Origin of the sequence: Salinisphaera sp. S4-8 (assembly GCF_040361235.1) — a bacterium.
Taxonomy (GTDB): domain Bacteria; phylum Pseudomonadota; class Gammaproteobacteria; order Nevskiales; family Salinisphaeraceae; genus Salinisphaera.
The window spans coordinates 24462-49207 of record NZ_APNF01000018.1 but is presented as its reverse complement, the minus strand read 5'-3'; the positions used below and the strand labels follow the sequence as shown (position 1 = coordinate 49207).

At 63.1% G+C, this 24746-nt stretch carries 22 protein-coding genes; 6 read left to right on the top strand and 16 right to left on the bottom strand.

All coding sequences use genetic code 11. The features are described 5' to 3' along the window. Nucleotides 1-64: 64 nt before the first annotated feature. On the bottom strand, nt 65-1429 hold the full coding sequence (locus S4A8_RS18185; RefSeq protein WP_353221225.1) for a 3-oxoacyl-ACP reductase: 1365 nt from the start codon (nt 1427-1429) through the stop codon (nt 65-67). A 294-nt stretch (nt 1430-1723) separates the two neighbouring features. Between S4A8_RS18185 and S4A8_RS18180 the strand changes: the two genes are divergently transcribed. Continuing rightward, the gene (locus S4A8_RS18180; RefSeq protein ID WP_353175260.1) at nt 1724-1939 is read left to right on the top strand and encodes a hypothetical protein; all 216 of its coding nucleotides are present in this window, start codon (nt 1724-1726) and stop codon (nt 1937-1939) included. Further along, entirely contained in the window at nt 1936-3054 is a 1119-nt protein-coding gene (locus tag S4A8_RS18175; RefSeq protein ID WP_353221224.1) for a hypothetical protein, read from the top strand. Before S4A8_RS18180 ends, S4A8_RS18175 begins: the two co-directional genes overlap by 4 nt. On the opposite strand, the gene S4A8_RS18170 is transcribed toward S4A8_RS18175, so the two are convergent. Genes S4A8_RS18170 through S4A8_RS18155 form a run of 4 tightly spaced genes read right to left on the bottom strand, consistent with a single transcriptional unit; the run spans nt 3051 to nt 8416 of the window. Next, nucleotides 3051-3329 (bottom strand): acyl-CoA-binding protein, encoded by a 279-nt coding sequence (locus S4A8_RS18170; RefSeq protein ID WP_353175263.1) that lies wholly within the window; start codon nt 3327-3329, stop codon nt 3051-3053. The two genes, S4A8_RS18175 and S4A8_RS18170, sit on opposite strands and share 4 nt — an antisense overlap. Before the next feature lie 24 nt (nt 3330-3353). After that, complete coding sequence (locus tag S4A8_RS18165; protein WP_353221223.1) at nt 3354-4655, bottom strand: esterase/lipase family protein; 1302 nt, start codon at nt 4653-4655, stop codon at nt 3354-3356. A gap of 6 nt (nt 4656-4661) precedes the next feature. Further along, nucleotides 4662-5921 (bottom strand): serine hydrolase domain-containing protein, encoded by a 1260-nt coding sequence (locus S4A8_RS18160; protein WP_353221222.1) that lies wholly within the window; start codon nt 5919-5921, stop codon nt 4662-4664. Then, on the bottom strand, nt 5918-8416 hold the full coding sequence (locus S4A8_RS18155; RefSeq protein ID WP_353221221.1) for an acyl-CoA dehydrogenase: 2499 nt from the start codon (nt 8414-8416) through the stop codon (nt 5918-5920). The genes S4A8_RS18160 and S4A8_RS18155 overlap by 4 nt, the downstream gene beginning before the upstream one ends. Nucleotides 8417-8559: 143 nt before the next feature. Between S4A8_RS18155 and S4A8_RS18150 the strand changes: the two genes are divergently transcribed. Further along, nucleotides 8560-9270 (top strand): TetR/AcrR family transcriptional regulator, encoded by a 711-nt coding sequence (locus S4A8_RS18150; RefSeq protein ID WP_353221220.1) that lies wholly within the window; start codon nt 8560-8562, stop codon nt 9268-9270. A gap of 620 nt (nt 9271-9890) precedes the next feature. On the opposite strand, the gene S4A8_RS18145 is transcribed toward S4A8_RS18150, so the two are convergent. The 7 genes from S4A8_RS18145 to S4A8_RS18115 all read right to left on the bottom strand — a co-directional run bounded on the left by S4A8_RS18145 (nt 9891) and on the right by S4A8_RS18115 (nt 20279). Next, a complete protein-coding gene (locus tag S4A8_RS18145) occupies nt 9891-11723 on the bottom strand; it encodes a long-chain-acyl-CoA synthetase (protein ID WP_353221219.1) in 1833 nt (610 codons plus the stop codon). 103 nt (nt 11724-11826) lie between these two features. Further along, complete coding sequence (locus tag S4A8_RS18140) at nt 11827-12567, bottom strand: Abi-alpha family protein (RefSeq protein WP_353175271.1); 741 nt, start codon at nt 12565-12567, stop codon at nt 11827-11829. Between the two features lie 55 nt (nt 12568-12622). Beyond that, nucleotides 12623-13891 carry a DUF445 domain-containing protein gene (locus tag S4A8_RS18135; protein ID WP_353221218.1) on the bottom strand — a complete coding sequence of 423 codons (1269 nt, stop codon included), beginning with the start codon at nt 13889-13891 and terminating at the stop codon, nt 12623-12625. 202 nt (nt 13892-14093) lie between these two features. Beyond that, nucleotides 14094-15521, bottom strand: coding sequence for a TolC family outer membrane protein (locus S4A8_RS18130; RefSeq protein WP_353221217.1), 1428 nt, complete (start codon nt 15519-15521; stop codon nt 14094-14096). After that, nucleotides 15518-18643, bottom strand: coding sequence for an efflux RND transporter permease subunit (locus S4A8_RS18125; RefSeq protein WP_353221216.1), 3126 nt, complete (start codon nt 18641-18643; stop codon nt 15518-15520). Before S4A8_RS18125 ends, S4A8_RS18130 begins: the two co-directional genes overlap by 4 nt. After that, complete coding sequence (locus S4A8_RS18120; RefSeq protein WP_353221215.1) at nt 18640-19797, bottom strand: efflux RND transporter periplasmic adaptor subunit; 1158 nt, start codon at nt 19795-19797, stop codon at nt 18640-18642. The genes S4A8_RS18125 and S4A8_RS18120 overlap by 4 nt, the downstream gene beginning before the upstream one ends. Beyond that, entirely contained in the window at nt 19794-20279 is a 486-nt protein-coding gene (locus tag S4A8_RS18115; RefSeq protein WP_353221214.1) for a GbsR/MarR family transcriptional regulator, read from the bottom strand. Before S4A8_RS18115 ends, S4A8_RS18120 begins: the two co-directional genes overlap by 4 nt. A 151-nt stretch (nt 20280-20430) precedes the next feature. On the opposite strand from S4A8_RS18115, the gene S4A8_RS18110 reads away from it, so the two are divergent. Together S4A8_RS18110 and S4A8_RS18105 are read left to right on the top strand one after the other, a co-directional pair. Continuing rightward, a complete protein-coding gene (locus tag S4A8_RS18110; protein WP_353221213.1) occupies nt 20431-21531 on the top strand; it encodes a permease in 1101 nt (366 codons plus the stop codon). Nucleotides 21532-21648: 117 nt separating this feature from the next. Then, entirely contained in the window at nt 21649-22323 is a 675-nt protein-coding gene (locus S4A8_RS18105; RefSeq protein ID WP_353175283.1) for an HAD-IA family hydrolase, read from the top strand. 59 nt (nt 22324-22382) lie between these two features. Here the strand turns inward: S4A8_RS18105 and S4A8_RS18100 are convergent, their stop codons facing one another. Together S4A8_RS18100 and crcB are read right to left on the bottom strand one after the other, a co-directional pair. Beyond that, a complete protein-coding gene (locus tag S4A8_RS18100; RefSeq protein ID WP_353221212.1) occupies nt 22383-22700 on the bottom strand; it encodes a DUF190 domain-containing protein in 318 nt (105 codons plus the stop codon). 16 nt (nt 22701-22716) lie between these two features. Beyond that, complete coding sequence (crcB, locus tag S4A8_RS18095; RefSeq protein WP_502950757.1) at nt 22717-23112, bottom strand: fluoride efflux transporter CrcB; 396 nt, start codon at nt 23110-23112, stop codon at nt 22717-22719. 179 nt (nt 23113-23291) lie between these two features. Here crcB and S4A8_RS18090 point away from each other — a divergent pair, with 179 nt between their 5' ends. Continuing rightward, nucleotides 23292-23696 (top strand): hypothetical protein, encoded by a 405-nt coding sequence (locus tag S4A8_RS18090; protein WP_353221211.1) that lies wholly within the window; start codon nt 23292-23294, stop codon nt 23694-23696. 92 nt (nt 23697-23788) lie between these two features. On the opposite strand, the gene cyoD is transcribed toward S4A8_RS18090, so the two are convergent. Both cyoD and cyoC read right to left on the bottom strand, forming a co-directional pair. Next, nucleotides 23789-24127 carry a cytochrome o ubiquinol oxidase subunit IV gene (gene cyoD / locus S4A8_RS18085; RefSeq protein WP_353175288.1) on the bottom strand — a complete coding sequence of 113 codons (339 nt, stop codon included), beginning with the start codon at nt 24125-24127 and terminating at the stop codon, nt 23789-23791. Next, nucleotides 24127-24741 carry a cytochrome o ubiquinol oxidase subunit III gene (cyoC, locus tag S4A8_RS18080; RefSeq protein WP_353221210.1) on the bottom strand — a complete coding sequence of 205 codons (615 nt, stop codon included), beginning with the start codon at nt 24739-24741 and terminating at the stop codon, nt 24127-24129. The genes cyoD and cyoC overlap by 1 nt, the downstream gene beginning before the upstream one ends. Nucleotides 24742-24746 lie beyond the last annotated feature (5 nt).

Sequence of the window (24746 nt, the reverse complement as noted above, 5' to 3'; positions counted from 1 at the left end):
GGATTCGACACCCATCAGCTTCAAGGTCAGTGGCCCGGATGAACAACCTACTGAAAGATCACACCTAGGCGCCAATCAGCGACTGGCCGCACACACGCAGTACATTGCCGGAGATACCGCCTGCGCCCGGGGTCGAGAGGAAGGTGATCGCCTCGGCCACATCGCGCGGCGTACCGCCCTGTGACAGCGACGACAGCCGGCGACCGCCCTCGCGTACGCCAAACGGCATTTCCGCGGTCATACGGGTTTCGATGAAGCCCGGCGCGACCGCGTTGACGGTCACCCCACGCTCGCGATCGCTGGTACCACGGCGTTCGACAAACCCGATCAGCCCGGCCTTGGTGGCGCCGTAGTTGGTCTGGCCGCGGTTGCCGGCGATACCGCCGATCGAACACAGACAGATCACACGGCCGTGCTCATTGATGATGTTCTCGCTATCGAGCACCTCGTCGACCTGGATGATCGCCTTGAGGTTGATGCTCATCACCATGTCCCAGTAATGATCGGGCATGTTGGCCAGCGTCTTGTCGCGGGTCACGCCGGCGTTATGAACAACGATATCCACACCGCCGAACTTGTCCTTGAAGAAATCCGCGATCTGGCGCGGCGCGTCGTCGGCCGTGATATCCAGCGGTAACGCGGTGCCGCCGAAACCGGCCACCGTTTCCTCCAGGGTGTCCTGATCCTGGGGAATATCCAGACACACCACGGTGGCGCCTTCGCGAGCCAGTCGCTCCGCCGTGGCGGCACCGATGCCGCGTGCGCCACCGGTGACCAGGGCCACCTTGTCCTTGAGCGGCTGGGTCGCCGGCAGCGTTTCCGGGATGTTGCCGGCCTTGGTGACGGTCAACGGCTGACCATCGACGAAGGTGCTGTAATCGGACAACAGAAAACGCAGCGGCGCGGTCACGCGCTCTTCGGCGCCTGGCTCGACGTAGAGCATGTTGGCGGTCGAACCCAGCTGGCCGATTTCCTTGGCCAGCGAACGCACGAAGCCTTCCACAGCGCGCGCCGCGGCCGCCGCGGATACGGTTTCCATAGCCGAGGGCAGGCTCGACAGCACCACGATCCGCGCGTTGCGGGTGAGCTTGCGCGCTACCGGGTGAAAGAAGTCGTAGAGGCTATCGAGCTCGCCGACATCGGCCATATTGGTGGCATCGAAAACCAGCGCGTCGAATTTTTCGTCGTCGGCAGGCGTGGGTTTGTCTGCACGCTGCACGTTCGCACCCGCCGCTTCGAGTGTGGTACCGATATTCGCGATCACGCTCGCATTGGCGCTCGCGCCGATCAGAATCTTTTCGTCGTCGAGAAAGCGCTCCTGATAGGCGCCCTCATCGCGGGCGAGTTCGGTCGGGGTCGGCAGACCCAGCGTCTTGATGACATTGCGAACCGTCGAATTCGACGATGCCCGGACTAGATAATCACTCATGTGAACTCCTCGATTGAATGGCAGCGAGTCGGCCTGCGACCGCTCATCGTGCACTGCAACATGATTAAGTTTAGAGTAGCGCCTTGTCAAAGCAAGGCTCGTAACGCCCTATTTTTGGCAAATATCTTTAAACCGAACTGCTTGTCTGCGCGCATGACAGGCTGTATCGGAGCAGTATCTGATGTGGCCTGCGGGCCCGCGCGCCTTGCTGTAGCATCATGCGAACAAGGTGTTTTCAAACGCCAGACTGGCTTTCGCAAGGCGCTGGCGCACGGCGTAGGAGGCAATAACGACATGACACGTGACGAGGATCACCTGCCCCTGGATTCGCGAACCCAGGCCGTGATCGACGGCCTGCCGCCGGACGAACGCGAACACCTGCACGGCTTGATGAAAAAGGCGGCTCGCCATCAACGCAGCATGCTCGAAACCGCGCTCGACGAGGCGGTGAGCATGGTGCCGGCGCCCCTGAGAAAACGCGTACAAAAACTGTTCCTGGGTTCGGCATGAGGCATCCGGCGATTCAGGCGGAGCTGGTCAAGCTCGCACGCGTGCTCCAGACCGAGGTAGCCGAACTCGAACATCTGGACTACCTCGAAGCCGAGCGCCTGCGCGCCATGCGTGAAGGCATCACCGAAGCGCTTTTCGAAAAATTTCGTGCTTCATTCACAGGTTTTGCGCGACTGTCTTCGATTTTGCCGCTGGCGCTGAGCGCGCGCATCTCCGAACGCGTGCTCGGGCCGACGCTTTCGGGCCGTATCGCCGGCGAAATGCCGCCGCGCAAGGCGATCGATCTGTCGGCACGATTGTCGGATGACTTCCTTGCCGATACCTGCCTGCATATCGACCCGGTACGGGCCAAACCGATCATCGCCGGCTTTCCGGTCGAGCGCGCGATCGCGATTACGCGCCTGCTGCTGGCACGCGGCGAGATGATCACCATGGGCCGCTTCGTGGACGTGCTGCCGCGACAAACGCTGCTGGCGGCCACCGATGCCATCGAGCAGGAAAGCGATCTGCTGGAAATCGGTTTCTTCGTCGAGAGCAGCGACCAGCTCGACACGGTGATCGAGCATCTGGATACCGAGCGACGCAAGGCCATCGTGGCGGCTGCCGCCGCCGAAGGGTTATGGCCGGAAGTGATCGCCATGCTGCTGCGTATCGGCAAGGCATCGCGTCTGGCCATGGCCGAACTGGCCATGGCCCAGGACGCGACCATACTGGATTCGCTCATCCAGGCCGCGACCGAGGACGACCTCTGGCCGGCACTGCTACAGATCGCCGACGAGATGCCCGGCAGCATGATCGGCACATTGGCCCAGGAGCCGGCTTTTGCCGACGCGGCGGTGATACGCAGCGTGATCGACTCGGTCATCGCCAACGACCTGTGGGCGCGCTTTCGCAACCAGACACCGTCGATGGGCGCCGCCCAGGTTGCACGCGTGCTGGAAGTCGCCGCCGAGCAACGCAAACCGTTCCTCTGGGAACTCGATCGCCGTTTGCAGGAACAGGACAGCGATCTGGCGGTGCTACGCGAAGCCAGCGACCAGCTTGCGCCCGATGTGCGCCTGCGCGCACAACAGGCATGCGCCGGTGGCCTGCTCGCTGACACGCTGGCCGCCTAGCCGTACTCGGCTTCGACCTTGTCTACCTCGGCGATGTATTCCTGCATCGCATCTTCGCTGCTCTTGCCCTTCATATCGGCCCAGGCCTGCCATTTGTAGCGCGCGATCGGGTTGAGCATGCCGGGCTTTTTGCCCTGTACATCCCCGTCGACGGCCTGACGATAGAGCGCGTACATCTTGAGCTTGTATTCATTGGACGGTTTGAAACCGCCGTCCTCGGGCGCGTTACGAACTTTTTCGACCGCTTCCTGAAAACGGCTTTCCAGATCGGACATAGCCAAAGACTCCCGTGTCGGTGGTTAATGAGCGGCTGACGTCAGTCGCGGCGCCAGCCATTCGGCGATTGCGGCATACACATCGTCGTGGTGCACGAGCGCAAAATGATTCATGCCATAGAAGATGCGGCCGTCCTGATCGCGCGCGCGCAGACGCCGAGCCGGCGTGTCGGCATGGCCCACCGCGCTGGTCACGGGCACCAGCAGATCGCCGAACAAGCGGCCGATTGGGTCGTCGCCGCGGCGCCCGAGCGTGGCTGCCACCAGAAAATGGCCGACATGGTGGGGGCTGGCGAGCGCCTCGGCCGGCGTGGGTTTCACGCCGGTATCCTGCTGCCAATCCTCATCGCGCAGGTGACCGTGACTGAGATCCTTGACCCCGGCGCTGCGTATTTCGCCGATCGCGGACAGCGGCTGCGTATAGGACAGGCGCGTGAGCATATGCGTGACCTGGCGCCCCAGGCGTTCCAGCGGCGCGCCCAGATGCGGCGAGCCCAGCAGCACCATGTCCGACAGCGCGCGCAGCCAGTCCTGGCCCGCCTGTTCGCCGTAGTGACACGCGCTTCGCGCCACCAGCCCGCCCATGCTGTGGCCAACCAGCGTCAGGCGTTCGATCGCGACCGGGTAATTCGTATAAAGCGTCTGCAACAGGGCGGCGAGATCCCGTCCATTCTGAGAAATATGCCGACCACTGTTGTAGCGCAGGCGTAACGGCGTATAGCCGAAGTCGCGCGCCAGACGTTGACCAAAGTCGGCGCGATCCGACTGGCGCCATTGCTGGTCGTTCATCCCCAGACCGTGGATGAGTATCACCACCCGCGAACTCGGACTGGCCAGCGCATCGCGCAGGCCGTCGGCACGGGTATCGAGCGCGCGCCCGGCCTCATCCACAAGGGTCATGGGCAAGGCGAGCTCGTTGTCGCTGCGCTCGAGATAGTCGCCGAATGCGCCGTTGAGCGCGCTATGAACGCCCAGCGCCAGCCGCTGCGGCATATCGCGCTTGCGTTCGGGCACCAGCGTTTCCGCCAGGCCCGCGGCCTGACGAACGCCGAAAAAGCTCAAACGGCCGATATCGCACACCCGCCCGTAGACGAAATCGCTACCGCGCCCGATCGGGCGCGCGGGCGGCGCAAGACGCCCGACCGTGCGGGTAACCGCCTGGTGGATGCCGTTGACGATATTCACCGAGCCCACGAACGCGTCGGCGGCCATGGATAGGCCGCCGCGCAACCACACGCCGCGGTCGGCGACCGTGGGTGTGGCCTGCGATCTTGGCACGAGTGCATGCGACGACTTGTCGGCAGACGTTGTTCTGGAATCAGACATAACGATTCAGCTTCGACATTGCCAGGACAGCGTACTCAACAACTGACCCAGGGCGAGCAAATGCCCGCCGAGAATCGCCTTGCCGGTCACCATTAGCGACGCGGCGATATCGCGGTCGGGATCGGCCCAGCCGAGAATATTCATGAAGCCCAGATGCCCATAGGCCTGTCCGGTCATCGGCCCGTACAGGCCGAACGGGTTCACGCCCAGCATCAGACCTTCGCTATAGCGCATGGGGATCTTGAGCGTATGGTCGTAGCGCAGCCGTACCGCCGGTCGCACCGCACGCCGAATGGTCGCGGGCGCCAGCACCTGGCGGCCGTCGTAGACGCCGCCGTCGAGCATCATCTGATAGAAGCGCGACAATTCCTCGGCGGTGGCATACAGATTGCCGGCCGGCACCACGGCATTCATGAAATAGTCGCGATTGGATACATCGACCACTTCGGAAAAACCGGCCGACAACGCCTGTTTGGCGAGCAGCGAAATCGGAAAACGCACCGGCTGACCGGCCACATAATTGGTGGCTACGCGCGCTCGCTGGTTTTTTTCCAAACCGAACGTGAAATAACGCATGCCCAGCGGCTGGCGAAACCGACTATCGAGATAATCGGTGAACGCCATGCCGGTCACACGCCGGATCACCTCGGCAAGAATGAACCCGCCGGTGATCGCATGATAGGCCAGCCGCTTGCCGCCTTTCTCCGCCGGCGCAGCACAAATCAGCTCGATACAGCGATCCCAGTCGAGCAGCGTTTCCGGCCCGTCGGCCGCATCGACATCGAACATGGGAAAACCACCCTGATGCGACAGCACCTGGGCGATGGTGGTGCGATCCTTGCCGCCGCCGGTGAACTCCGGCAAGTAATGGGAGACCCGATTATCCAGGTCGATCCCGCCCTCTTCGGCGAGCTTGTGCACCAGCATGGCGGTAATCGCCTTGCTCGCCGAAAACAGGCATATCGGCGTATCCGGCTCGGCCAGACGCGCATGCGCGCCGCGACTTTCGCCCGGGCCGCCGCCATGGGCATAGCCGATCGAGCGATTGAGCACGATCTGCCCGCGTCGACGCAGGCAGAACGTAACCGCCGGATAGGCGCCCGTACGATAGAGCGCCTCCACACTCGACCAGATCGAGTCGACCGCGCCCGCGGTCAGCCCGGCCTCGTGTGGCGACGCCTCCGCAGCGGCATCCACGCCGGTAATTCCGGCGAGGTTGCCGTCACCAACGTCGACCAGTCGTGCGCCGAGCAGGTTCCGGGTCATGACGCGATTCGCAGATCCGCGGGCCGGCCTTCAGCGCGACGTGCCTCCTCCGACAGCGGATTGACCAGATATTCCTTGCTGAAGTCGTCGGTCAGCAGCACGTCGTAGCGCAGCCGATCGTACTCGCGAATCTGATCGGCCTGGTCGGCGCTGAGCAACTGCTTGGACAACGCGTCCTGCAGTTGATCTTCCACGGTTTCGCCTTCGATCTCGCCATGCTTCACGCCACGCAGGAAATCGCTGTAGAAGCTATCCACCTGCTGGAGTTTTTCGAAGGCGTTCATCAGACGACCGGTGGGGTCGTTCTCGCCGCGACCGATATAGAGGTCGTAGCTCATGCGCTTGCCGAACTCCGAATCCAGTTTCATACCCAGCATCATGTCGCAAACGGCGGCGTTCTGGCGATCGCTCGGGCCCGAGAAACGACGCCCGCGTGGCAGCGCGATGAGCTTGAGCACCGGACGCGCCGCCTTGACCGGGTAGTTGCGCACGAACTCGTGAAAGGCGTTTTCGATCGCGTGCAGGTGATACTCCAGCGCCCAGGTGGCATGCACCTTGTCTTCGTCGGTGCCGCCGTTGACTTCGAAGCCCTTGAGCGTGGCCGAGGCCATATACAAGTGACTCAGCACATCACCCAGACGCGCGGACGTCGACTCCTTGAGCTTGAGCGCACCACCGAGCGTGCCCATCGACAGATCGGCACAGAATGCCAACGCCGCCGAGAAGCGCTCCAGGTGCTGGTAATAGCCGGACATGGCGTTGTCGAGCGGCGCCTTGGCCAGGCGCGCACCGGTAATACCCAGCGTGAACGCGCGCACCGCCCGGTTCACCGAATAGCCGATATGCGAGAACAGCAGACGGTCGAACTCCTGCAGGCCGGCGTTGAAATCCGGATTGTGCGCGGCTTCCATCTCGCTATAGACATAAGGATGGCAGCGAATCGCGCCCTGGCCGAACACCATCAGGCTGCGCGTCATGATATTCGCGCCTTCGACGGTAATCGCAACGGGCAGGGCCTGATAGGCCGCGGCCAGATAGTTGCGCGGGCCCATGATGATGCCGCGCCCGGAATGAATATCCATCGAATGAGTGATGACCGTACGCATCATCTCGGTGGCGTGGTACTTGATCATTGCCGTGACCACACTCGGCGTGCAGTGATCCACGCCCGAGGCGGTGAGGTTACGCACGTTCTCGAGAATATAGGCATAGCCGCCGATCACGCCCAGGCCTTCCTGAACGCCTTCGAAGTTGCCGATTTCGGTACCGAACTGACGACGGATACGCGAATAGGCCGCGGTGATACCGTACATGCCCTTGCCGGTGGCCGTGGACAGCGCCGGCAGCGAAATACCGCGCCCGGCCGACAGGCATTCCACCAGCATGCGCCAACCCTTGCCGGCCTTGTCGGGGCCGCCGATGATCGCATCGATCGGCACGAACACGTCCTCGCCCTGGATCGGGCCGTTCATGAACGTCGCACCCGGGAAGTGGCGACGACCGATCTTCACGCCGGGCGTGTCGGTGGCCAGCAGCGCACAGGTAATACCGTAGTCAACCGTATCCGGGTCGCCGAGCAGGCCATCCGGGTCCTTGAGCTTGAAGGCCAGCCCCATCATCGTCGCGACCGGCGCGAGCGTGATATAGCGCTTGTTGAAGTTCAGCGACAGACCCAGCACTTCCTCGCCGTCGATCGTGCGCTTACACACGATGCCGGTATCGGGCATCTTGGTGGCATCCGAGCCGACTTCCACGCCGGTGAGCGCGAAACAGGGCAACTCCTTGCCCGAGGCCAGACCCGGCAGCCATTTTTCCTGTTGTTCCTTGGTGCCGTAGTGGGTGAGCAGTTCGCCCGGCCCCAGGGAGTTCGGCACCATCACCGTGACCGCCGCGGTCAGCGAGCGCGTGGCGATCTTGGCCACCACACAGGACTGGCCATAGGCGGAGAAGCCCAGCCCGCCATGCTCCTTGGGAATGAGCATGGCGAAAAAGCCGTTATTACGGATGTAGTCCCAGACGTCTTCCGGCAGATCCTTGAGTTCGAAGTTGACCTGCCAGTCGTCGATCATCGAACACAGCTGTTCGGTTTCATTATCGAGAAACGACTGCTCTTCGGCGGTCAGCTGGGTGAGCTTGAAATCGTGCAGCTGCTTCCAGTCCGGGCGACCGCGAAACATCTCGGCTTCCCACCACACATCGCCGGCTTCCAGGGCTTCCTTCTCGGTCGGGCCCATTTCGGGAAGAATCTGGCGGAACACGCCATACAGACGCTTGGTCAGCAGAGCGCGCCGCACCGGCACGATATTGAAGACGGCCAGCGGCACGCCGATCAATACCGCAGCCACGGCCACGCCGATCGGCCCGAGCATGCCGATCGCCCAGAGCGCGGCCACTACCGCGACCGTCACCCCGGTGAATACGGGCAGCGACACGCCACGATAGAGCAATGTCCAATACAGACCGACCAGCACCAATGCGACAATAACTGCTGTCATGACTATAGCTTCCCTCTGGAACGGGTTGTCATCGCCATCGGCGCCCTCATATTACGTGGGCGTTACGACGCTCCCCGTTTTCGAAAAAGAATGGTTTTCAGATAATAGCAAGACGAAACCGCTCGTCAAGCAGGCATAAGCACGTGAAAGAAACAGATCCGAAGTCATCCAACCGCAAGCCGCGTCGGCGCGGCTATCGTGGACTCAGCGCCGAGCAACTTAGAACGCAGCGCTATCAAAGGCTTATCGCTGCCGGCACCGAGTTGTTCGGCGAACGCGGCTATGCCGCGACGCCCATCGAGGCCGTGTGTTCGCATGCCAAGGTTTCGACGCGTCATTTCTACGAGCAGTTCGAAGGCCGCGAATCGATCCTGCATGCCGTACACGCCGAACTCGTCGAGCGTATGGATCAGATCGTGCGCGCCTCACTTGGCGAAACGCAGACGCCGCTCACCCAGCGTGTCGCCGACACCATCGAAGCCGCTGTCTATTTCCTGCTCGATGATCCGCGCCGCGGGCGCATTCTGTGTATCGAGGCGGTGGGCGTATCCGAGGTCATGGAGAAAAAGCGCCGCGAGACCACACACCAGCTGGCCGAAATCATCCGCCGCTATGCCGAACTCATGGCCGAAAACGGTGTGCTGCCCGCGCGTGACTACCACCTGCCCTCGGTCGCACTGGTGGGCATGTTCAACGAACTCATCGCCGAGTGGTTGACCGAAGACACCGGCCTGACCGCGGCCGAAATGGCGCGCGAAGCCAAGATCATGTTCCGCGCCATGATCTTTGGCGCCCAGCATTACGAAGCCACCGAATCCGATGAAGACCCGCTGGACAAGGCGGCCTCGGAATAAGGGGCCGCTTGATTGTGTACGAGACGCACTTGGCTGCGCTCAGGCACGCGGGTTATCCGCCAATGAACGCGAAGACGCGCGAATAAGGCAAGACGCCGATCGCGCGAAGCCTAGCGGGCCAATGCTCACGCCGCGTGCTGAACTTCGTACATACGGTTATCCGCAGATTACAGCGCGACTCCGTGCGTCCGTGGTACGGCATTCGACAATGATTGTCCGCAGATCGACACAGATCAAAAAAGATCTCGACCGGATGTCTGGGCGCAACGTGTTCGCGGCAGCCACTTTTCATCTGCGTGGATCGGCGTCGATCGGCGGACACTGCTTTGCAAACGCAGCCCGTGGCGTGAACCCCTGCCCCTCGGAGCGGTACCACCCAAACGGCGCGTGAGTCTTGATTAGGCATGAAACGCGGTTGGCGTCGCTCACCAGGCAGGGGGCCCGCCATTGAACGCGAAGACAAGCGAAGGCCAGATGGCCTGATGTTCACGCCGCGTGCTGAACTCTGTACATAATCCAAAGAGGGCTTGAGCCGGGCGGTGTCAACACACCGCCCGGCTCGATTCAGTCTTGCGCAGCCCGGCGCTGGCCGGGGTTTTCCCGGCCGCGACGGTCTGGCGCTACAGCTGGATATCGCCGTCGGCGAGCGCCTCGCGCGTTTCGTCGTCGATCGGCTCGTAACGATCGGCACCTGATTTGAGCATATAGACGGGTTCGTCGCCTTCAGGGCTATAGCCCTGCTTCTTGAGATCGACCTTGCGGTATTTCATCGTGCCGGTGACTTCCTGCTCGGGGCGCAGGCGAATGAACACCGGCACGGCATAGTCGGGCAGTTCGTCACGCAGATGGCTGACCAGCGCGCCCCAGTCGATATCCTCCAGGTCGCGCACCGGCGTAATCGCGGCCATACCGGCGCGGCCGTCGCTGTGGGGGACCTCCACCCCGTAGACCACCGATTCTTCGATCTGGCTGAAGGCGTTGAGTGCGTTCTCCACCTGCGTGGTCGCCACGTTTTCGCCTTTCCAGCGGAAGGTATCGCCCAACCGGTCGACAAAGGCGATATGGCGCATGCCCTGTCGGCGTACGAGATCGCCGGTATTGAAATAGCAATCGTCTTTCTTGAACACGCCGCGAAAGAGCTTCTTCTCGCTGGCTTCCGGGTCGGTATAGCCTTCGAAGGGCGCGAAATCGGTCACCTTGTTGAGCAACAGGCCGACTTCCCCCTTGGCGACCTCTTTCATCCGCCCCTTGTCGTCGGTCACCGGCTCCTCGGTTTCCGGATCGTATTCGACCACCGCGAACGGCAACGGGCAGAAACCGGCGGTACGATCCATGTTGAAGCCGTTGACGAAGATGAGATTACCTTCGCTGGCGCCATAGAACTCGCAAATGCGATCGATGCCGAAACGGTCCTTGAACTCGTCCCAGATATCCGGGCGCAGACCGTTGCCGATCACCGCACGCACATGATGGTTGCGATCGTTTTCGTCGGGATCGGCCTGCAGCAGATAACGACACAACTCGCCGATATAGCAGAACACCGTGGCCTTGTGATGGCGCACATCCGGCCAGAAACCACTCACACTGAACTTGGGCGCGAGCGCGAACGTGGCCCCGGCACACAGTACCGACGACCACGACACCGTCAGGGCGTTGTTGTGATACAGCGGCAACGGGCAATAAAAACGATCTTCCGGCGTCAGGCGCAACCCGGCCATGCCCAGACCGGCCCCGCCGCGCAGCCATCGCACATGGCTCATGCGCGATGCCTTCGGCATGCCCGTGGTGCCCGAGGTGAAGATATAGAAGCAGGTGTCCTTGGACGACACGTCAGCCGCGTCGTCGAGGTTGCCGGTCGGCTCATTGGCCGCCTCGGCCAGGAAATCGGTCCAGCCGTCGGGCGCCGGGGCGGCCGCGGCACGGCTGCTGTCGGGCACCAGCCAGAGCGGGTTCAGATCGGCGATGCCGGACTCGCCGCGAATCTCTTCGAAGGCATCGAACAGTTCGTCGCCTACAAGCATGGCCTTGGGCTTGACCGTGCCCAGGCTGTGCGCAAGGACGTCGCCGCGCTGTTTGGTATTGCACATCGCCGCGGCCGCACCGAGCTTGGCAAGCGCGGCCACGATGAACAGCGTTTCCGGGCGGTTGCCCAGCAGCACACCCACCACATCGCCTTTTTCGATCCCGCCAGCCTTGAGCACGCGCGCATAGCGATTGGCATTGGCGTTGAGCTGGGCGTAGGTATAACGCTGGTTTTCGTAGGTGATCGCATCGTGCTGGGGACGACGCCCGGCATGGTCTTCGATCAGGGTCGCGATCGTGATGTTGTCGCGAAAGCGCGACTTGAGCAGGATGCCCGCGCCCTTGAGCACCCGGTCGACGCCGCTGAGCTTGTCGGCGGTGGGTTTCAATACGTCCCAGACATTCAGGGTGTCGCGCTCGGATTCACTCATTGGCCGGTCTCCTCGTGCCGTATGATTTCTGTATAGCGAAACGATGCCTTTTCGGCTTTTTTAGCTTAACAGCCTGATACGCACTCGGGCAGACCCCGGCGCATTAGCCCCCTTCGATCACCGTACCGGCTGCGCCGTCGACCGGCCGGCAGTCCTGCCAGAGGGCCTTGCCGTAATCGCTCATATGGACGCTAAAGCGCTGAAGCCGCGGATAAAGCTTCATTTCGCGGCGCACGCGATCCATGGTCTTGCGTAGTTGGGTGTCAGCCATGAGCAGTTCGTACTGATCCGCCAGACGATCGTCTTCCGGGCCCGCCTCGAACACACCCAGCGCAAGTAGTTCGCTCATGTACTGGGGGACGTAGTCGCGCAGCAGCACCCCGGCATCACGTCCCAGCGAGCTGGCATTGGACAATACCACCACGCTCACCGGCCCCGCCGGCAGGCGCCCGGCGGCGACATGGCACAGCGGCGCGATCTCACGATCGGCCAGCAGGGCCATCATTGCCACCTGGTCGGGCACGAGACGCGAAAGCGTCTGGCGATACAGCCAGGTGCGTGCGGCCTCGGGATCCACGCCGCGCGACTGCACGATCAAGCGCGCCATCATCTCGCGCGGCGCCGGACCGTCCACGGGCTCGGCGCGGCGCCGGCCGCGCTCGGGCGGCTCGTCGGACATGGCATCCAGACGTTGCTTGAGTTCGGCCATGGCCCAGGTTTCGGCATCCTGGAAGCGGCGCACCGCCGAACCGGCCACCGGCCACTCTTCGGCCGCGCGCGCGGCCTGGCGTAGAAACTGGAACGCCCGCGGGGTTCGTACAGTCAGGTTTTTCTTGCCGGCCATCGTCTTTTCTCCAAATCGAGTCGCCCGCACCAATGTGCGCAGGCCATTACCGCTGTCAGCTCAAACCGGGAATGCCGCCGAAACGCTCCATGAAAACGCTTGAGAACAGCGCGATCAACTGGAACCAGCCCACGGCCAGCCCGAGCGCGGCGCCGACTGCGATCAATATCCATTCGTCTTCCTCGAAGGCCGGGCGCAGCATGCCTTCGAACTGATGCGGGGTGAGGTTCTGCAGGCGGGTGACCAGCGTATGCTGAATGGCCATCGCATCCTCGGCGTAATCGGTCATGTGCGACAGTGTTTCCGGCATGCGCGCCACCACTTCGGCGACCGCATCGACCTTGATCTGTTCGTATTCCTGACTGCCCAGGGTCCAGCTCACGAACGGGCGGGCCACACTGGCGCTGGAATCGATCGCTCGCTGCACCTCGGTCTGGACCAGCGCGAACAGCTTGTCGGCATAGGGGCCGCTGAGAATTTCTTCGAGGATATTGGCCGGCGTGAGGATCTGGGTCGCCACCAGACTGCCGTAGTCGGCCGCGACCTCCTGCTGGCGCTTGAAGAACAGCCCCTGAATGGTGATGCCGGCAATCCGGTACGGACGTTTCGGGTTGAAGATCATCTTCAACGCCAGCCAGTTGGTCGCCCAGCCCACCAGCAGGCCGAACAGCGGCAACAACCACCAGGCCTGGAAGAACACCCAGATGAGCATCTGCACCAGGCCGAAGGCGAAGCCGAAATAGGCGCCGGAGCGGCCGATGAAGATGAACTCGTTGCGCCCGGTTTCCAGAAAGATCCGGTTGAGCAGATTCTTCTCGCGCACCAGTACGCGCGTAATCATGCCCTTGAGGTCGAACATGTAACGCACGTTGGTACGCACGTCGTTCATCAACTCGCGGATGATGGTGGGCGCCTGCGAGCGCACGCGGCGCTTGATCTGGCTGCGTACCACCAGCGGCATCGCCTCCCAGAGCGTGGGGTGATGCCGGTGCATGACCGTATCGGTGATTTCGTCGGTGAGCTCGATCATCGGACCTTCGAGCTCATCGGCAACGCGATCGGGATCGAGCCGGCCGAAGATCTCGGCTTCGGTAATCAGCGACTCGGTGATCGTGTCCACCGAAATGCCGGTCATTTTCGACGCCTTGCGCGGCACGATGCCCTGCCAGCCGAGCCAGGGTTTATACAGGCCGACGAACTCGATGGGGTGGAACATCATCTTGATCGCGACGACGTTGGTCACATAGCCGACCGCCGCGCTGATCACCGGCATGGAAATATATTTCCATGTATCCAGACTCAAATAGAGAAAACTGCCGTCCATGCATCGCTGCGGCGCCTGTCACGGGAAAGGCCGCCATGCTCCTCGTACTTGCCGTCGTTGTATTTATCGTCGTTGTTTGGCGCACGGTGGTAATGCGCCTATCGCGCCAGCGTATCAGTCGCCGCTAACATCGAGCGATGTCGATGATAGCAGCCGCACACCTTGGCACCGGCAACCGCTGCAGACAAATAACGGCCCGGCCTCAACCGGGCGTCCCGGCCTCGGGCGCACCGCGTAGCCGGGCATTGATACGGGCCAGCTCATCGAAATCGAGCACGCCGGCGGCTTTGCGCAGGCGCAGACGCGCCAGCGCGTGGTCATACCAGGCCTGTTTGCGATCGGCACGCCGGTTGACCAGCGTGATTTGGGCCTCGATGACATCGAGGATGGTGCGATTACCCAGCCGATAGCCGGCCTGTGCGGCCTCGAGCGCGGTTTCGCCCGAGGTGATCGCCCGATCGAGCGCGGCCAGCCGGCGCTGGCTGGTTTCGACATTGCGATAGGCGTCGTTGATGTCGATGAGCAACTGGCGGCGCGCGGAAATCGCATCCAGACGCGCCTGCTCGGCGTTATATTCGGCCTCCGATACCGCCGCGCTGGTCGCGCCAGCGGAAAACAGCGGCATCTTGAGTTCGACGCCGATGGAACGGGTTTCGTCGATGAGATTGGCCTGCCCGCCCGCACTGATCGGAAACAACTGTTCCTGACGCCCCACGCGCCCGACCAGATCGACCGTCGGCAAATGCCCGCCCCGTTCGGCCCCGACATCCTGGCGCGCGGCCCGCCAGGCGGCCTCCGAGGCCGCCACCTGGGGCGAACGTTCGAGCGCAAGCGCCAGCCAGGCGTCGTGATCGCGCGCGGCGCCATCGACCGCGCTGGCGGGCATCGGCTCGTCGACCGCGATGCCCGAGAGGTCCCGGGGCGCGCGTCCGGTCAGCGCGATCAACGCATCGCGCGCGCTGGCGAGCTGGTTTTCGGCATCGATGGCATCGACCATCGCACTATCCAGGCTCGACTGCGCCTCCTGCTGATCGGTGACCGGGTCCAGCCCGGCCTCGAATGCCGCTTCGGCGCGATCGAGCTGGCGCTGGATCGAGCGTTGCTGTTCGCGCGCCGCATTCAGTGCATCGCGCGCGGCCAGCACATCGAAATAGGCCTCGGTCACCCGCACGATCAGTCCCTGCTCGGCATCGGATAACGACAACACCGCCTGATCGCGGCGGGCATCGGCCGCATTCTTGTTCTGCCAGGCGGCCCAGTTGAACAGCGGCTGGGTCAGATCGAGCGAGTAGGATTGCTGATCGGAACTGGTCGCGCCGTCATTGCCGCCGAAAAAACCCAGCCCGCCGCCGGCGCCATCGCCGTTGTCGGGGGATTCGAAGGTCTGCTCCTGCTCGACGCGCGTATAGCTCGCACTGGCTGACAGCGAGGGCAGCAGCTGGCCACGCGCCTGGCGATAGCGTGCATCGGCCGCGCCGGACTCGGCCCGGGCAGTCAACAGTTCGGTATCGTTACGCAGCGCCTGATCGTAGGTATCGAGCAGGTTCTGGCCGGCCCAGGCCGGCAGTGTCAGCACGCTTAGCACGACGACCGCGAGCGGCCGCCGCAGCGGGCATAGGCGTCGTATCATGCATCACCTCCGCGCAATCGTTCGCGGCGCTCGGCCACCCGCGCGCCGAGCACGAGCAGGCAGGGCGTGAGCACCAGCGTCAGCAGGGTCGAAAACAGCAGCCCACCCACGATCGCGGTAGCCAGCTGGGTCCACCACTGGGTCGAGGGTGCACCGAAGGTGATCGATCGGCCGATGATATCGACGTTCATCTGTAACACCATCGGCAACAGGCCGAGAATGGTAGTCACCGTGGTCAATACCACCGGACGCAGGCGTTCGGCGCCGGTCTGAATGACCGCGTCCCAGCCATTGAGCCCGGCCGCGCGGTTCACGTTGTAGGTGTCGATGAGCACGATATTGTTATTGACCACGATACCCGCGAGCGCGATCACGCCGATACCGCTCATCACCACGCCGAACGGCTGACCGGCAATCAGCAGGCCCAGCAACACACCGATGGTGGAAAACATCACGGCCGAGAGAATCAGAAACGACTGATAGAAGCTGTTGAACTGGGTCAACAGAATCACGCCGATGAGCGCGATGGCCACGCCAAAGGCCTTGGACAGAAACGCCTCGGCGTCGCGCAGGTCTTCATCCTCGCCCTTGAAGGCGATATCCACCCGGGGATTGAGACCGGCCTCGGCCACATGCGCGCCGATCCAGTCGCGCAACGCACGCAGCTGATCGGCCACGAGTCGGCCCTCGGCCACGCCGGACTCGACGGTGACCGTGCGCTGGCTGTCGGTACGCTCGATATTCTCGACCTTGGGCGCGGCCACGCGGGTCACGAAATTGGAAACCGGCACCTGGCCATCGCTGGTTTTCAGACGCAGATTGTCCAACGCTTCCAGATTACGGGCGTCTTCCGGAAACCGTACGCGAATATCGATTTCGTCGGTGGCATCGTCGGGGCGGTATTCGCCCACCTTGATGCCCTGAGTGACCAGCTGGATTGCCTGGCCGATCGACGCCACGTTCGCGCCGTAACGGCTGGCCTCGGCGCGATCCACGTCGATGCGCCATTCCAGGCCCTGGGTCGAGCGCGTGTCCTGAATATCGGTAAACCCGCCGACTTTGGCCATGCCGCGGCGCACGAAATCGGTGGCCTTATCGAGCGCGGCCATGTCCGGCCCGGAAATCTGCAGCTCGATCGGCTTGGCCTGGGTCGGTCCCTGGGCCTGCTCCTGGACCTCGGTACGAATCCCGGGAATGCCGGCGATACGCTTGCGCACATCGGCCATGATCTGGTCGGCCGGCCGACGTACGCCCCAGGGCTCCAACTCGAGCTGGATCTGGCCGATCACGTCGTCGGCCGTGCCCTGGCGAAACGATTGCTGGCCTGCACCCGTGCGCGTATAGACCGACTCGAAACCGGGCATGGCCAGCACCCGATCCTCGACCTGGCGTACCAGTCGATCGGCCTCGGCGACCGACTGCTGGCCCCGGGCATGAATCTGGATCACGGCATTGTCGGGCGCGATATCGGGAAAGAACTCCACGCCCTTGCCAAAGCTGGCATAGGCAAATACGGCCACGAAGAACAGCAGCACCGCGCCGAGCACGGTCTTGCCGGCATGCCGGGCGAAAAACGACAACGTGGCCACATAGGCGCCGGTGGCACCGCGCAGCTTCTGGCCGGGCTGCCAGACCGCCTCGGCACCACCGGGCGCGGAGCCGCCGATAACCGCGCCGAGCGTGGGCACGAAAATCAGTGCCATCAAAAGCGAGGCACTCAGCACCGCGATCAAGGTGATCGGCATATAGCGCATGAACTCGCCCACCACGCCCGGCCAGAACAGCAACGGCGCAAAGGCCGCCAGCGTGGTCGCGGTCGAGGAGATGATCGGCCAGGCCATGCGCTGGGCGGCATGCATATAGGCCGACGTGCGGGTCTCGCCCTCGGCCAGAAAGCGATCCGCCAGCTCGACCACCACGATCGCCCCGTCCACCAGCAGCCCGAGCGCGAGGATGAGCGCGAACAGCACGACGATATTCACCGACAGCCCGAGCGCGGCCAGGGTGAGAATGCCCAGCAGAAACGAACCGGGAATGGACACGCCCACCAGCGTGCCGGCCCGCAGACCGAGAATACCCACGATCACGATCATCACCAGCAGGATGCCGCTGACCACGTTGTTCTGCAGGTCGCCCAGCAGCTGGGTGACGTCTTCGGATTCATCCTGCGAGAAATTGACCTTGATCGCCGCCGGCCAGTCCCGCTGCATGCGTTCGACGACCGCCCGTACCGCCTGATTGGTATCGATGATGTTGGCACCGATACGCTTGGTGATTTCCAGCGCCAGCGTGGGCTGACCATTGAGGCGGGCAAAGCTTTCACGATCGGCAAACGCGCGCCGCACGCTGGCCACATCGGCCACGGTGACCACCTGATCGTCGGCGCGCTTGACCGCGGTATTGCGCAGCGCGTCGAGATTGTCGATCACGCCCGGCACCTTGATCGAAAACCGGCCACTGCCGGATTCCAACGCCCCGGCCGGCACCAGCTGGTTGTTCTGCTGAACCGAGTCGAACACCTCCTGCAACGACAGCCCGTAGGACTCCAGCTTGAGCGGGTCGATATTGATTTCGATCTGCTCTTCGCGATCGCCGGCAATATCGGCCTCGAGCACGCCGGGGATGGACTCCACCTCGTCCTGCACGTCCTCGGCCAGGGCCACCAGCACGCGCTCGGAGACATCGCCATAGAGATTGACCACCAGCACCGGAAACAGCGCGACATTGACCTCGTTGACGGTCGGCTCATCGGTTTCGTCGGGCAGATCGGCCTTGGCGATATCCACCTGGTTGCGTACGTCGTCGAGCGCGTCATCCGGGTCGAAACCGGCCTCGAACTCGAGAATCACGCTGGCATGGCCTTCCGAGGCGGTCGCACTCATTTCCTTGAGGCCTTCGATGGAGCGCAGTTCCTGCTCCATGGGCTTGACCAGCAACCGCTCGGCATCTTCGGGCGAAATGCCCTGATGCGTCATCGACACATAAATCGTGGGAATGGTGATATCCGGCGACGATTCCTTGGGAATATCGCGATAGGCGACGCTGCCGGCGATCAGAATCACGATCAGACCGAGCACCACCGTGCGCGGCCGCGAAAAAGCGGCAGCGATCAGGGCATTCATGAACGATCGTCGGCTTCGTTTACGCCGGCCTCTTGCGCGCGCTCGGCGGTGCTCGCCTGGGCGCCACCGGCCGCGTCATCGCTATCCTCGACCACCCGCACCGGATCACCCGCGCGCACGAAACCCTGGCCGGTCGTGATCAGCCGCACGCGCGCCGGCAGTCCACCCAGCCAGAGCCGCTCGTCGTTGCTTTTGACGATATCGGCGCGATGAAAGGCCACACGGCCATCGTCGCCGATCGTCTTGATGCCCATGTCGCCGGCTTCATCGAGGGTGAGCAGATCGGCGGCCACCTCATGCGCCTGGACCTTTTCCAGCGGCAGGATCAACTTGGCCGAGGCCCCGGCGACAAGCCGCCCGCCCGGATTGTCGACTTCCAGTTCCACCGGATAGGTGCGCGTGGCCTCGTCGGCTTCGGTCGCCACATAGCGCACCGTGCCGTCGACCGTGCGCCCGTCGATCAGGCGCGCACGGCCTGTCTGGCCCGGTTCGACCAAGGCCACATCCTTTTCTGCCAGGTCGCCGGCCACCACGAACGGGTTCTGCTGGATGACGCGCGCGATTTCGTCGCCCACGCCGACATAGTCGCCCACCTCGACCGGGCGGGTTTCCAGCACCCCGGCAAACGGCGCACGAATGACCGTGTTATCGATATCCTGCTGGATCTCGGCGAGCTGCGCCTGGGCGGCTTCGAGGTCGGATTTCGCCTGGGCCAGATCGGTACGCGTCTGGTAGCCCTTTTCCGACATCTTGCGCACCGCCTCATACTGCAGACGGCGCTGTTCGACCACCGCGCGGGCTTCGTTGCGCGATGCGCTGCGATCGTCGATAGCGATGCGCGCGATCACCTCGTTGGCCTCTACGCGCGCGCCGCGCCGGGCCTGGACCGACTGGATTCGCCCGGCCGTCTGGGCGCGCAGGGTCACCGCACGGTCGGGCGCGGTACGGCCGTTGAGTTCGACCTCGCGCCACACCGTTTGTGCCTGTGATGTACGCACGGCCACGCTCACCGGCTCGGCCTGCTCGGCCTTGGGCGCAGCCTCGGCCGCCGGCTTGTCGTGACCGCCTACCATGCCGGACGCCAACCAGGCCGCGAGCGCGACCACGATGACCAGCACGATCCAGATCGGGCGAATCGTTGGCAGCCGGCTCATGAGCGGCCCTTGGTCGAGGCCTTATCGCCACGCCGGGCCAGGCGTTCGATGAGCTTGCGCGTATTGTCGCGTGCGGTATCGATGAAGTGGTGCATATCGGCCAGCCGCGCCTGCGCACCCGCCCAGTCGGCAGGCAGCTCGCGTTCGGCCTGCGCGAGCGAGGCGCTCATCGTGCCCATGCGCTCGACATGGCCTTCGAGCAGGCGCAGATAATGGCGCTCGACCAGCTGATAATAATCCTGGCGATCACCGGGCATGGCGGTGGCTTCGAGCACGCCGAGATTACGCAGAATACGGGCATTGGTGCTGACGCTGGCCCGTGACACCTGCAGCGATTGCGCCAGTTCGGCCAGACTCGCGGGCCCGCCATGAATGATGAAATAGCCCAGCATGCGCCCGGCGATGCGCGGCATGCCGTCGCTTTGCGCGGCCAGGCCCATGCGTTCGATGAAGGCGCTGACCGCCTGTTGTGCGTCGCTCATAGCCACAAAGCCTACGGCTTTCGAATCATTCAATCAATACTGAACAAACAAAATACTGCGAACACACTTGCAGCCGTACCCGACTACGGGGCTAACGTGAGCCGCATTCGACGCGCACCGCGGCGAACGCGGCGCAAACGAGGGATTGTTTATGAATTGGCTTTCGATGCTCGGCGAAACGCTGTACACGATCGCTGGCATGGGCTGGAAGATGCTCTGGGCACTGGTGTTGGGCTTCGCCATATCCGGCGCGGTACAGGCATTCGTGCCCAAACGGCGCATGGCCCGGGTCATGGGCGACGACGGGCCGGCCTCGCTGGCCCGTGCCGGCTTTTTCGGCGCCATCAGCTCGTCCTGCTCCTATGCGGCGGCCGCGATGAGCCGCAGCGTATTCCTGCGCGGCGCGCATATCACCGCAGCCGTGGCGTTCATGATCGCGGCCACCAATCTGGTGATCGAACTGGGCTTCGTTCTCTGGTCGCTCATGGGCTGGCAGTTCGTGGTCGCCGAATTCGCCGGCGGCGTATTGTTGATCGCGATCGTGGCGGTACTGATGAAGGCCTTCGGCCCGATCGCGGCGTTCGAGCGCGTGCGCGAGGCGGAATCCGAAAACGCCGCGGACGGTGACGACAACGTGCCCAGTCTTTTCAGCCTGGACGGCTGGCGCATGGCCGCTTCGCGCTTCGCCATGGACTGGTCGATGATCTGGAAGGATATCGTCATCGGTATCGTGGTCGCCGGTACGGTCGTGGTGTGGGTGCCACAAAGTTTCTGGCAGACGGTATTCCTGTCGTCCGGCGATACGGTGAGCTGGCTGCAGATGATCGAAAACGCCCTGGTCGGCCCGCTGGTGGCCGTGTTCAGCTTTGTATGCTCGGTGGGCAACGTGCCCATGGCGGCAGCCCTGTTCAATGGTGGTATTTCCTTTGGCGGCGCGCTGGCGTTCATCTATGGCGATTTGATCGTGATTCCGATGCTGCTGGTCTATCGCCAGTACTACGGCACCAAACTCGCGCTGCAACTCGGCCTGATTCTGTATATCGCCATGGCGCTGACCGGGTTTGTCATCGACGTCGTGTTCACCGCATCCGGGTTGACGCCCGAGGCCACGGCCACCGCGGTCGGCGCGATGGAGTTTTTCAAGCTTGATTACACCTTCTGGCTGAACCTGGTGTTCATCGTGGTGGGCCTGGGCCTATGGCGATTGTCGAAACAGGCCGCCGCGCCCGCGCACTGCTGCCATCATCACTAGCCGCGGCACAGGGCCTGGCCCCGATTTTCGATCGGCGGGTTTTAGCAGCGCACTTCGTCCCCATCGTCGAGCGGGCGTCGCCTGCAATCGCAGGCACCCCGTAACCGAGGTCTGTCGATGAATGATTCCGCCGCCAAGCCCCCGATCGAGGCCGTGATCTACGATTGCGACGGCACGCTCGTGGATAGCGAACTGCTCAACGCCAAGGGCGTGGCCGAAATGTTCGCCACCGATCATGGCATCGAACTCGATGCCCGCGCGATCGAGTCGGAATTTCGCGGCGGCCAGTTCGAGCAGATGATCGATACGCTGGCCGAACGCTATGGCGTGACCCTGGCCGATGATTTCACGCCGCGCTATCGCCAACAGATGATCGACCTGTTCTATCGCGAACTACAGCCCATGCCCGGCGTCGCCGCGGCGATCGAGGCCATCGACCTGCCGCGTTGCGTGGCCTCGAGCGGGCCCGAGAAGAAACTGGCCGCCGCGCTCGACGCGACCGACCTGGCTCGTTATTTCGGCGATTACGTATTCAGCGCCTACACCATCGGCGTGTGGAAACCCGAACCGGATTTGTTTCTGACCGCGGCGGCCGCGCTCGATGTGGCCCCGCGAAACTGCGCGGTCATCGAAGACAGCGACGCCGGGGTACTGGCCGGCCACCGCGCCGGCATGCAGGTCTTCGGTTACGACCCGCAGGGCGCCATCGGCGCACACCCGGACATCGCCATCACCCGTTTCACCCACTTCGACCAGCTACCGGCGCTGATCGACCAGCGCCGTAGCGGCTGACAGCCCGGCTGAGCGCGCGCGGCGCATTCAAGCGCGATCGGCCCGGCCGGGTCGCGCGATCAATCCTCGCCGAACTGCCAGTATTCGATCGCCCGGCGCACACAGAACACCGGCACGGCCTGTTCGTCCACGCTGCGAACCAGCGCATCGGCCTGGCCGCCATCGAGTACGAACATCAGCTCTTCGGGCTCGTCGGCCTGCTCGAAGAAATGCACGGAGTGGGTATGCCCGCTCACGCCCGTGCCTTCGGCATCCACCCGCCGGGTGCTGCGTTCGATGCCCTGTTCCCTGGCCAGACGGGCGACCACGTCCAGTACCGGCTTGCCCTGGTGGCGACGCGATCGTGGCGCCATGAATATTAGCTCGAAGCCTTTCATAATCATTCGCTCCTGTTCAGCGTCCCATCTGGCGTAGCAGCGCTACCGCGCCCATGCCCAGGCCGGTCATGACCAGCGAACCGACGACATGCGCCGCAATGCCCAGAAACGCCCAGCCCAATCGCCCGGCCTGAAGCTGGGTAACGATTTCCGCCGAGAAGGTGGAAAAGGTGGTCAACGCCCCGAGAAAGCCGGTCACGATCGCCAGTTTCCAGAACGGCGACAGTTCGGGCAGAGCCGCAAAAGTGGCGATGGCCATGCCGATCAAGCCCGCGCCGAGCAGATTGGCCACGAGCGTGCCGGGCGGAAGGGCCGGGAATAGCGCGTTAAGCCCCAGGCCGAGCAACCAACGCAGATTGGCCCCGCAGGCCGCGCCGACCGCAATGGCCAGAACCGAGACGAGAATGGACATCCGTTGTTTTACAGCATGAATCGAGCGTCCAAGAGTACAAGCAGGAACCATGCCCTGTCCCGGGCCTGCCGGCCAAATGCAAGGCCGTGGCATTAACCGCCGATTCAGTCGCCCCGGCTGACAGTGTCTTCACGCAAGGCGATGAGCGTCTGCGAACTTCACTGACCGAGGAGATATCAATGTACAAACATCTAACGATCGCTGCGGCTACCGCCATCGCCATGGCCAGCGGTGGCGCAATCGCCGCGACAAACGCCGACACCAATGCCGCCGCCGATGCCAACGCGGGCGTGGACACCGGGCTCGGTGTGAACGCGGACGTGGGTACGTCGGCTGGCGCCGATGCCGGCACTGATACCGCCGAGAACCGCGCCAATAGTCAAAGCGCACTCAATACCGACACCGAAGCCGATCTCGATACCTCGGCGGATGTCGATAGCAACGCCCAGGGCGGTATGAACAGCGATAGCGAATCGAGCGTGGATACCGACACGGATATGGATACGGGCATGAGCTCGGACACCGCCGCCGATGTCGATGCCAATGCCCAGGGCGAAGCCAATGGCAAGGTCGGCGACGAATAAATCACCGGCCGATTACGCAAAAAAAACCCCGCGTCGGGACACCGACGCGGGGTTTTTTATGGCCGCAAGCGGGCCGGCGAAACAGCTAGAACCTAGCCGTGACCAACCATCATGTGGCGGACATACAGGCTGTAGAACAGCCACATGGTGCCGCCGACCATCACCACCATGATCAACAACGAAAACAGGATGGAAATCGTGTTCCAGCGTTGCTCGTTGGACATGTCCAGATGCAAAAACCAGCGTAGATGCACACCCAGCTGCAGCACGGCCGCGATCGCAATCACGATCAGCGTCGCCCCCTGCGACAGAAGCCCGAAGGCGACCAGACCGAAGGGGATCAGGGTGAGTACGAGCGCCAGCACGAAGCCGGTGATATAGCCGCGCGCGGTCGGCGCGTGGCCGGGGGTCGCGTCGGTGGAATGACTCATTACGCGCCTCCTTGCAAGATACCGGGCAGATAGACCGTCGAGAACACACAGATCCAGACCAGATCCAGGAAATGCCAGAACAGGCTCAGCCGTGCCAGGCGCGAGGCCACCGGCGCGGTAAGACCGTAGATCTGTAGCTGGACCACCATGACCGTAAGCCACACCAGACCGAAGAACACGTGGGCACCGTGCGTGCCCACCAGCCCGAAGAAGGCCGACAGGAAACCGCTACGCGTGAACGACGCGCCTTCGTTGATCAGATGCACGAACTCGCTGAGCTCGTGCCCCAGAAAGAAGGCGCCGAGCACGAAGGTCGCGCCGAGCCACATCATCACCCGGCTCTTCTGGCCCTGATGCAGATTCACCATCGCCATGCCGAAGGTCAGACTCGACAGCAACAGCGCCATGGTTTCGAGGAACACGCCGCGCAACTCGAATACTTCCGATGCCGTCGGCCCGCCCGCAAAACGCTGGGACAGGTCGACGTACATCAAAAACAGCATCGAGAAGATGATCACGTCGCTCATCAAATAGATCCAGAAACCGAAGTTGACTTCGGTATCGGCGCGAGCGGCGGCGCGAACGCTGTTGAGATCGTTGGCGCTAGACGTCATGGGCA

Coding starts and splice junctions, on each gene's coding strand:
- S4A8_RS18115 (WP_353221214.1), bottom strand. CDS start 20,279: ATGAGCGACGCACAACAGGCGGTCAGCGCCTTCATCGAACGCATGGGC.
- S4A8_RS18130 (WP_353221217.1), bottom strand. CDS start 15,521: ATGATACGACGCCTATGCCCGCTGCGGCGGCCGCTCGCGGTCGTCGTG.
- S4A8_RS18180 (WP_353175260.1), top strand. CDS start 1,724: ATGACACGTGACGAGGATCACCTGCCCCTGGATTCGCGAACCCAGGCC.
- S4A8_RS18175 (WP_353221224.1), top strand. CDS start 1,936: ATGAGGCATCCGGCGATTCAGGCGGAGCTGGTCAAGCTCGCACGCGTG.
- S4A8_RS18110 (WP_353221213.1), top strand. CDS start 20,431: ATGAATTGGCTTTCGATGCTCGGCGAAACGCTGTACACGATCGCTGGC.
- S4A8_RS18140 (WP_353175271.1), bottom strand. CDS start 12,567: ATGGCCGGCAAGAAAAACCTGACTGTACGAACCCCGCGGGCGTTCCAG.
- crcB (WP_502950757.1), bottom strand. CDS start 23,112: ATGTCCATTCTCGTCTCGGTTCTGGCCATTGCGGTCGGCGCGGCCTGC.
- S4A8_RS18165 (WP_353221223.1), bottom strand. CDS start 4,655: ATGTCTGATTCCAGAACAACGTCTGCCGACAAGTCGTCGCATGCACTC.
- S4A8_RS18145 (WP_353221219.1), bottom strand. CDS start 11,723: ATGAGTGAATCCGAGCGCGACACCCTGAATGTCTGGGACGTATTGAAA.
- S4A8_RS18120 (WP_353221215.1), bottom strand. CDS start 19,797: ATGAGCCGGCTGCCAACGATTCGCCCGATCTGGATCGTGCTGGTCATC.
- S4A8_RS18100 (WP_353221212.1), bottom strand. CDS start 22,700: ATGAAAGGCTTCGAGCTAATATTCATGGCGCCACGATCGCGTCGCCAC.
- S4A8_RS18185 (WP_353221225.1), bottom strand. CDS start 1,429: ATGAGTGATTATCTAGTCCGGGCATCGTCGAATTCGACGGTTCGCAAT.
- cyoC (WP_353221210.1), bottom strand. CDS start 24,741: ATGACGTCTAGCGCCAACGATCTCAACAGCGTTCGCGCCGCCGCTCGC.
- S4A8_RS18125 (WP_353221216.1), bottom strand. CDS start 18,643: ATGAATGCCCTGATCGCTGCCGCTTTTTCGCGGCCGCGCACGGTGGTG.
- S4A8_RS18105 (WP_353175283.1), top strand. CDS start 21,649: ATGAATGATTCCGCCGCCAAGCCCCCGATCGAGGCCGTGATCTACGAT.
- S4A8_RS18160 (WP_353221222.1), bottom strand. CDS start 5,921: ATGACCCGGAACCTGCTCGGCGCACGACTGGTCGACGTTGGTGACGGC.
- S4A8_RS18090 (WP_353221211.1), top strand. CDS start 23,292: ATGTACAAACATCTAACGATCGCTGCGGCTACCGCCATCGCCATGGCC.
- S4A8_RS18155 (WP_353221221.1), bottom strand. CDS start 8,416: ATGACAGCAGTTATTGTCGCATTGGTGCTGGTCGGTCTGTATTGGACA.
- S4A8_RS18135 (WP_353221218.1), bottom strand. CDS start 13,891: ATGGACGGCAGTTTTCTCTATTTGAGTCTGGATACATGGAAATATATT.
- S4A8_RS18170 (WP_353175263.1), bottom strand. CDS start 3,329: ATGTCCGATCTGGAAAGCCGTTTTCAGGAAGCGGTCGAAAAAGTTCGT.
- cyoD (WP_353175288.1), bottom strand. CDS start 24,127: ATGAGTCATTCCACCGACGCGACCCCCGGCCACGCGCCGACCGCGCGC.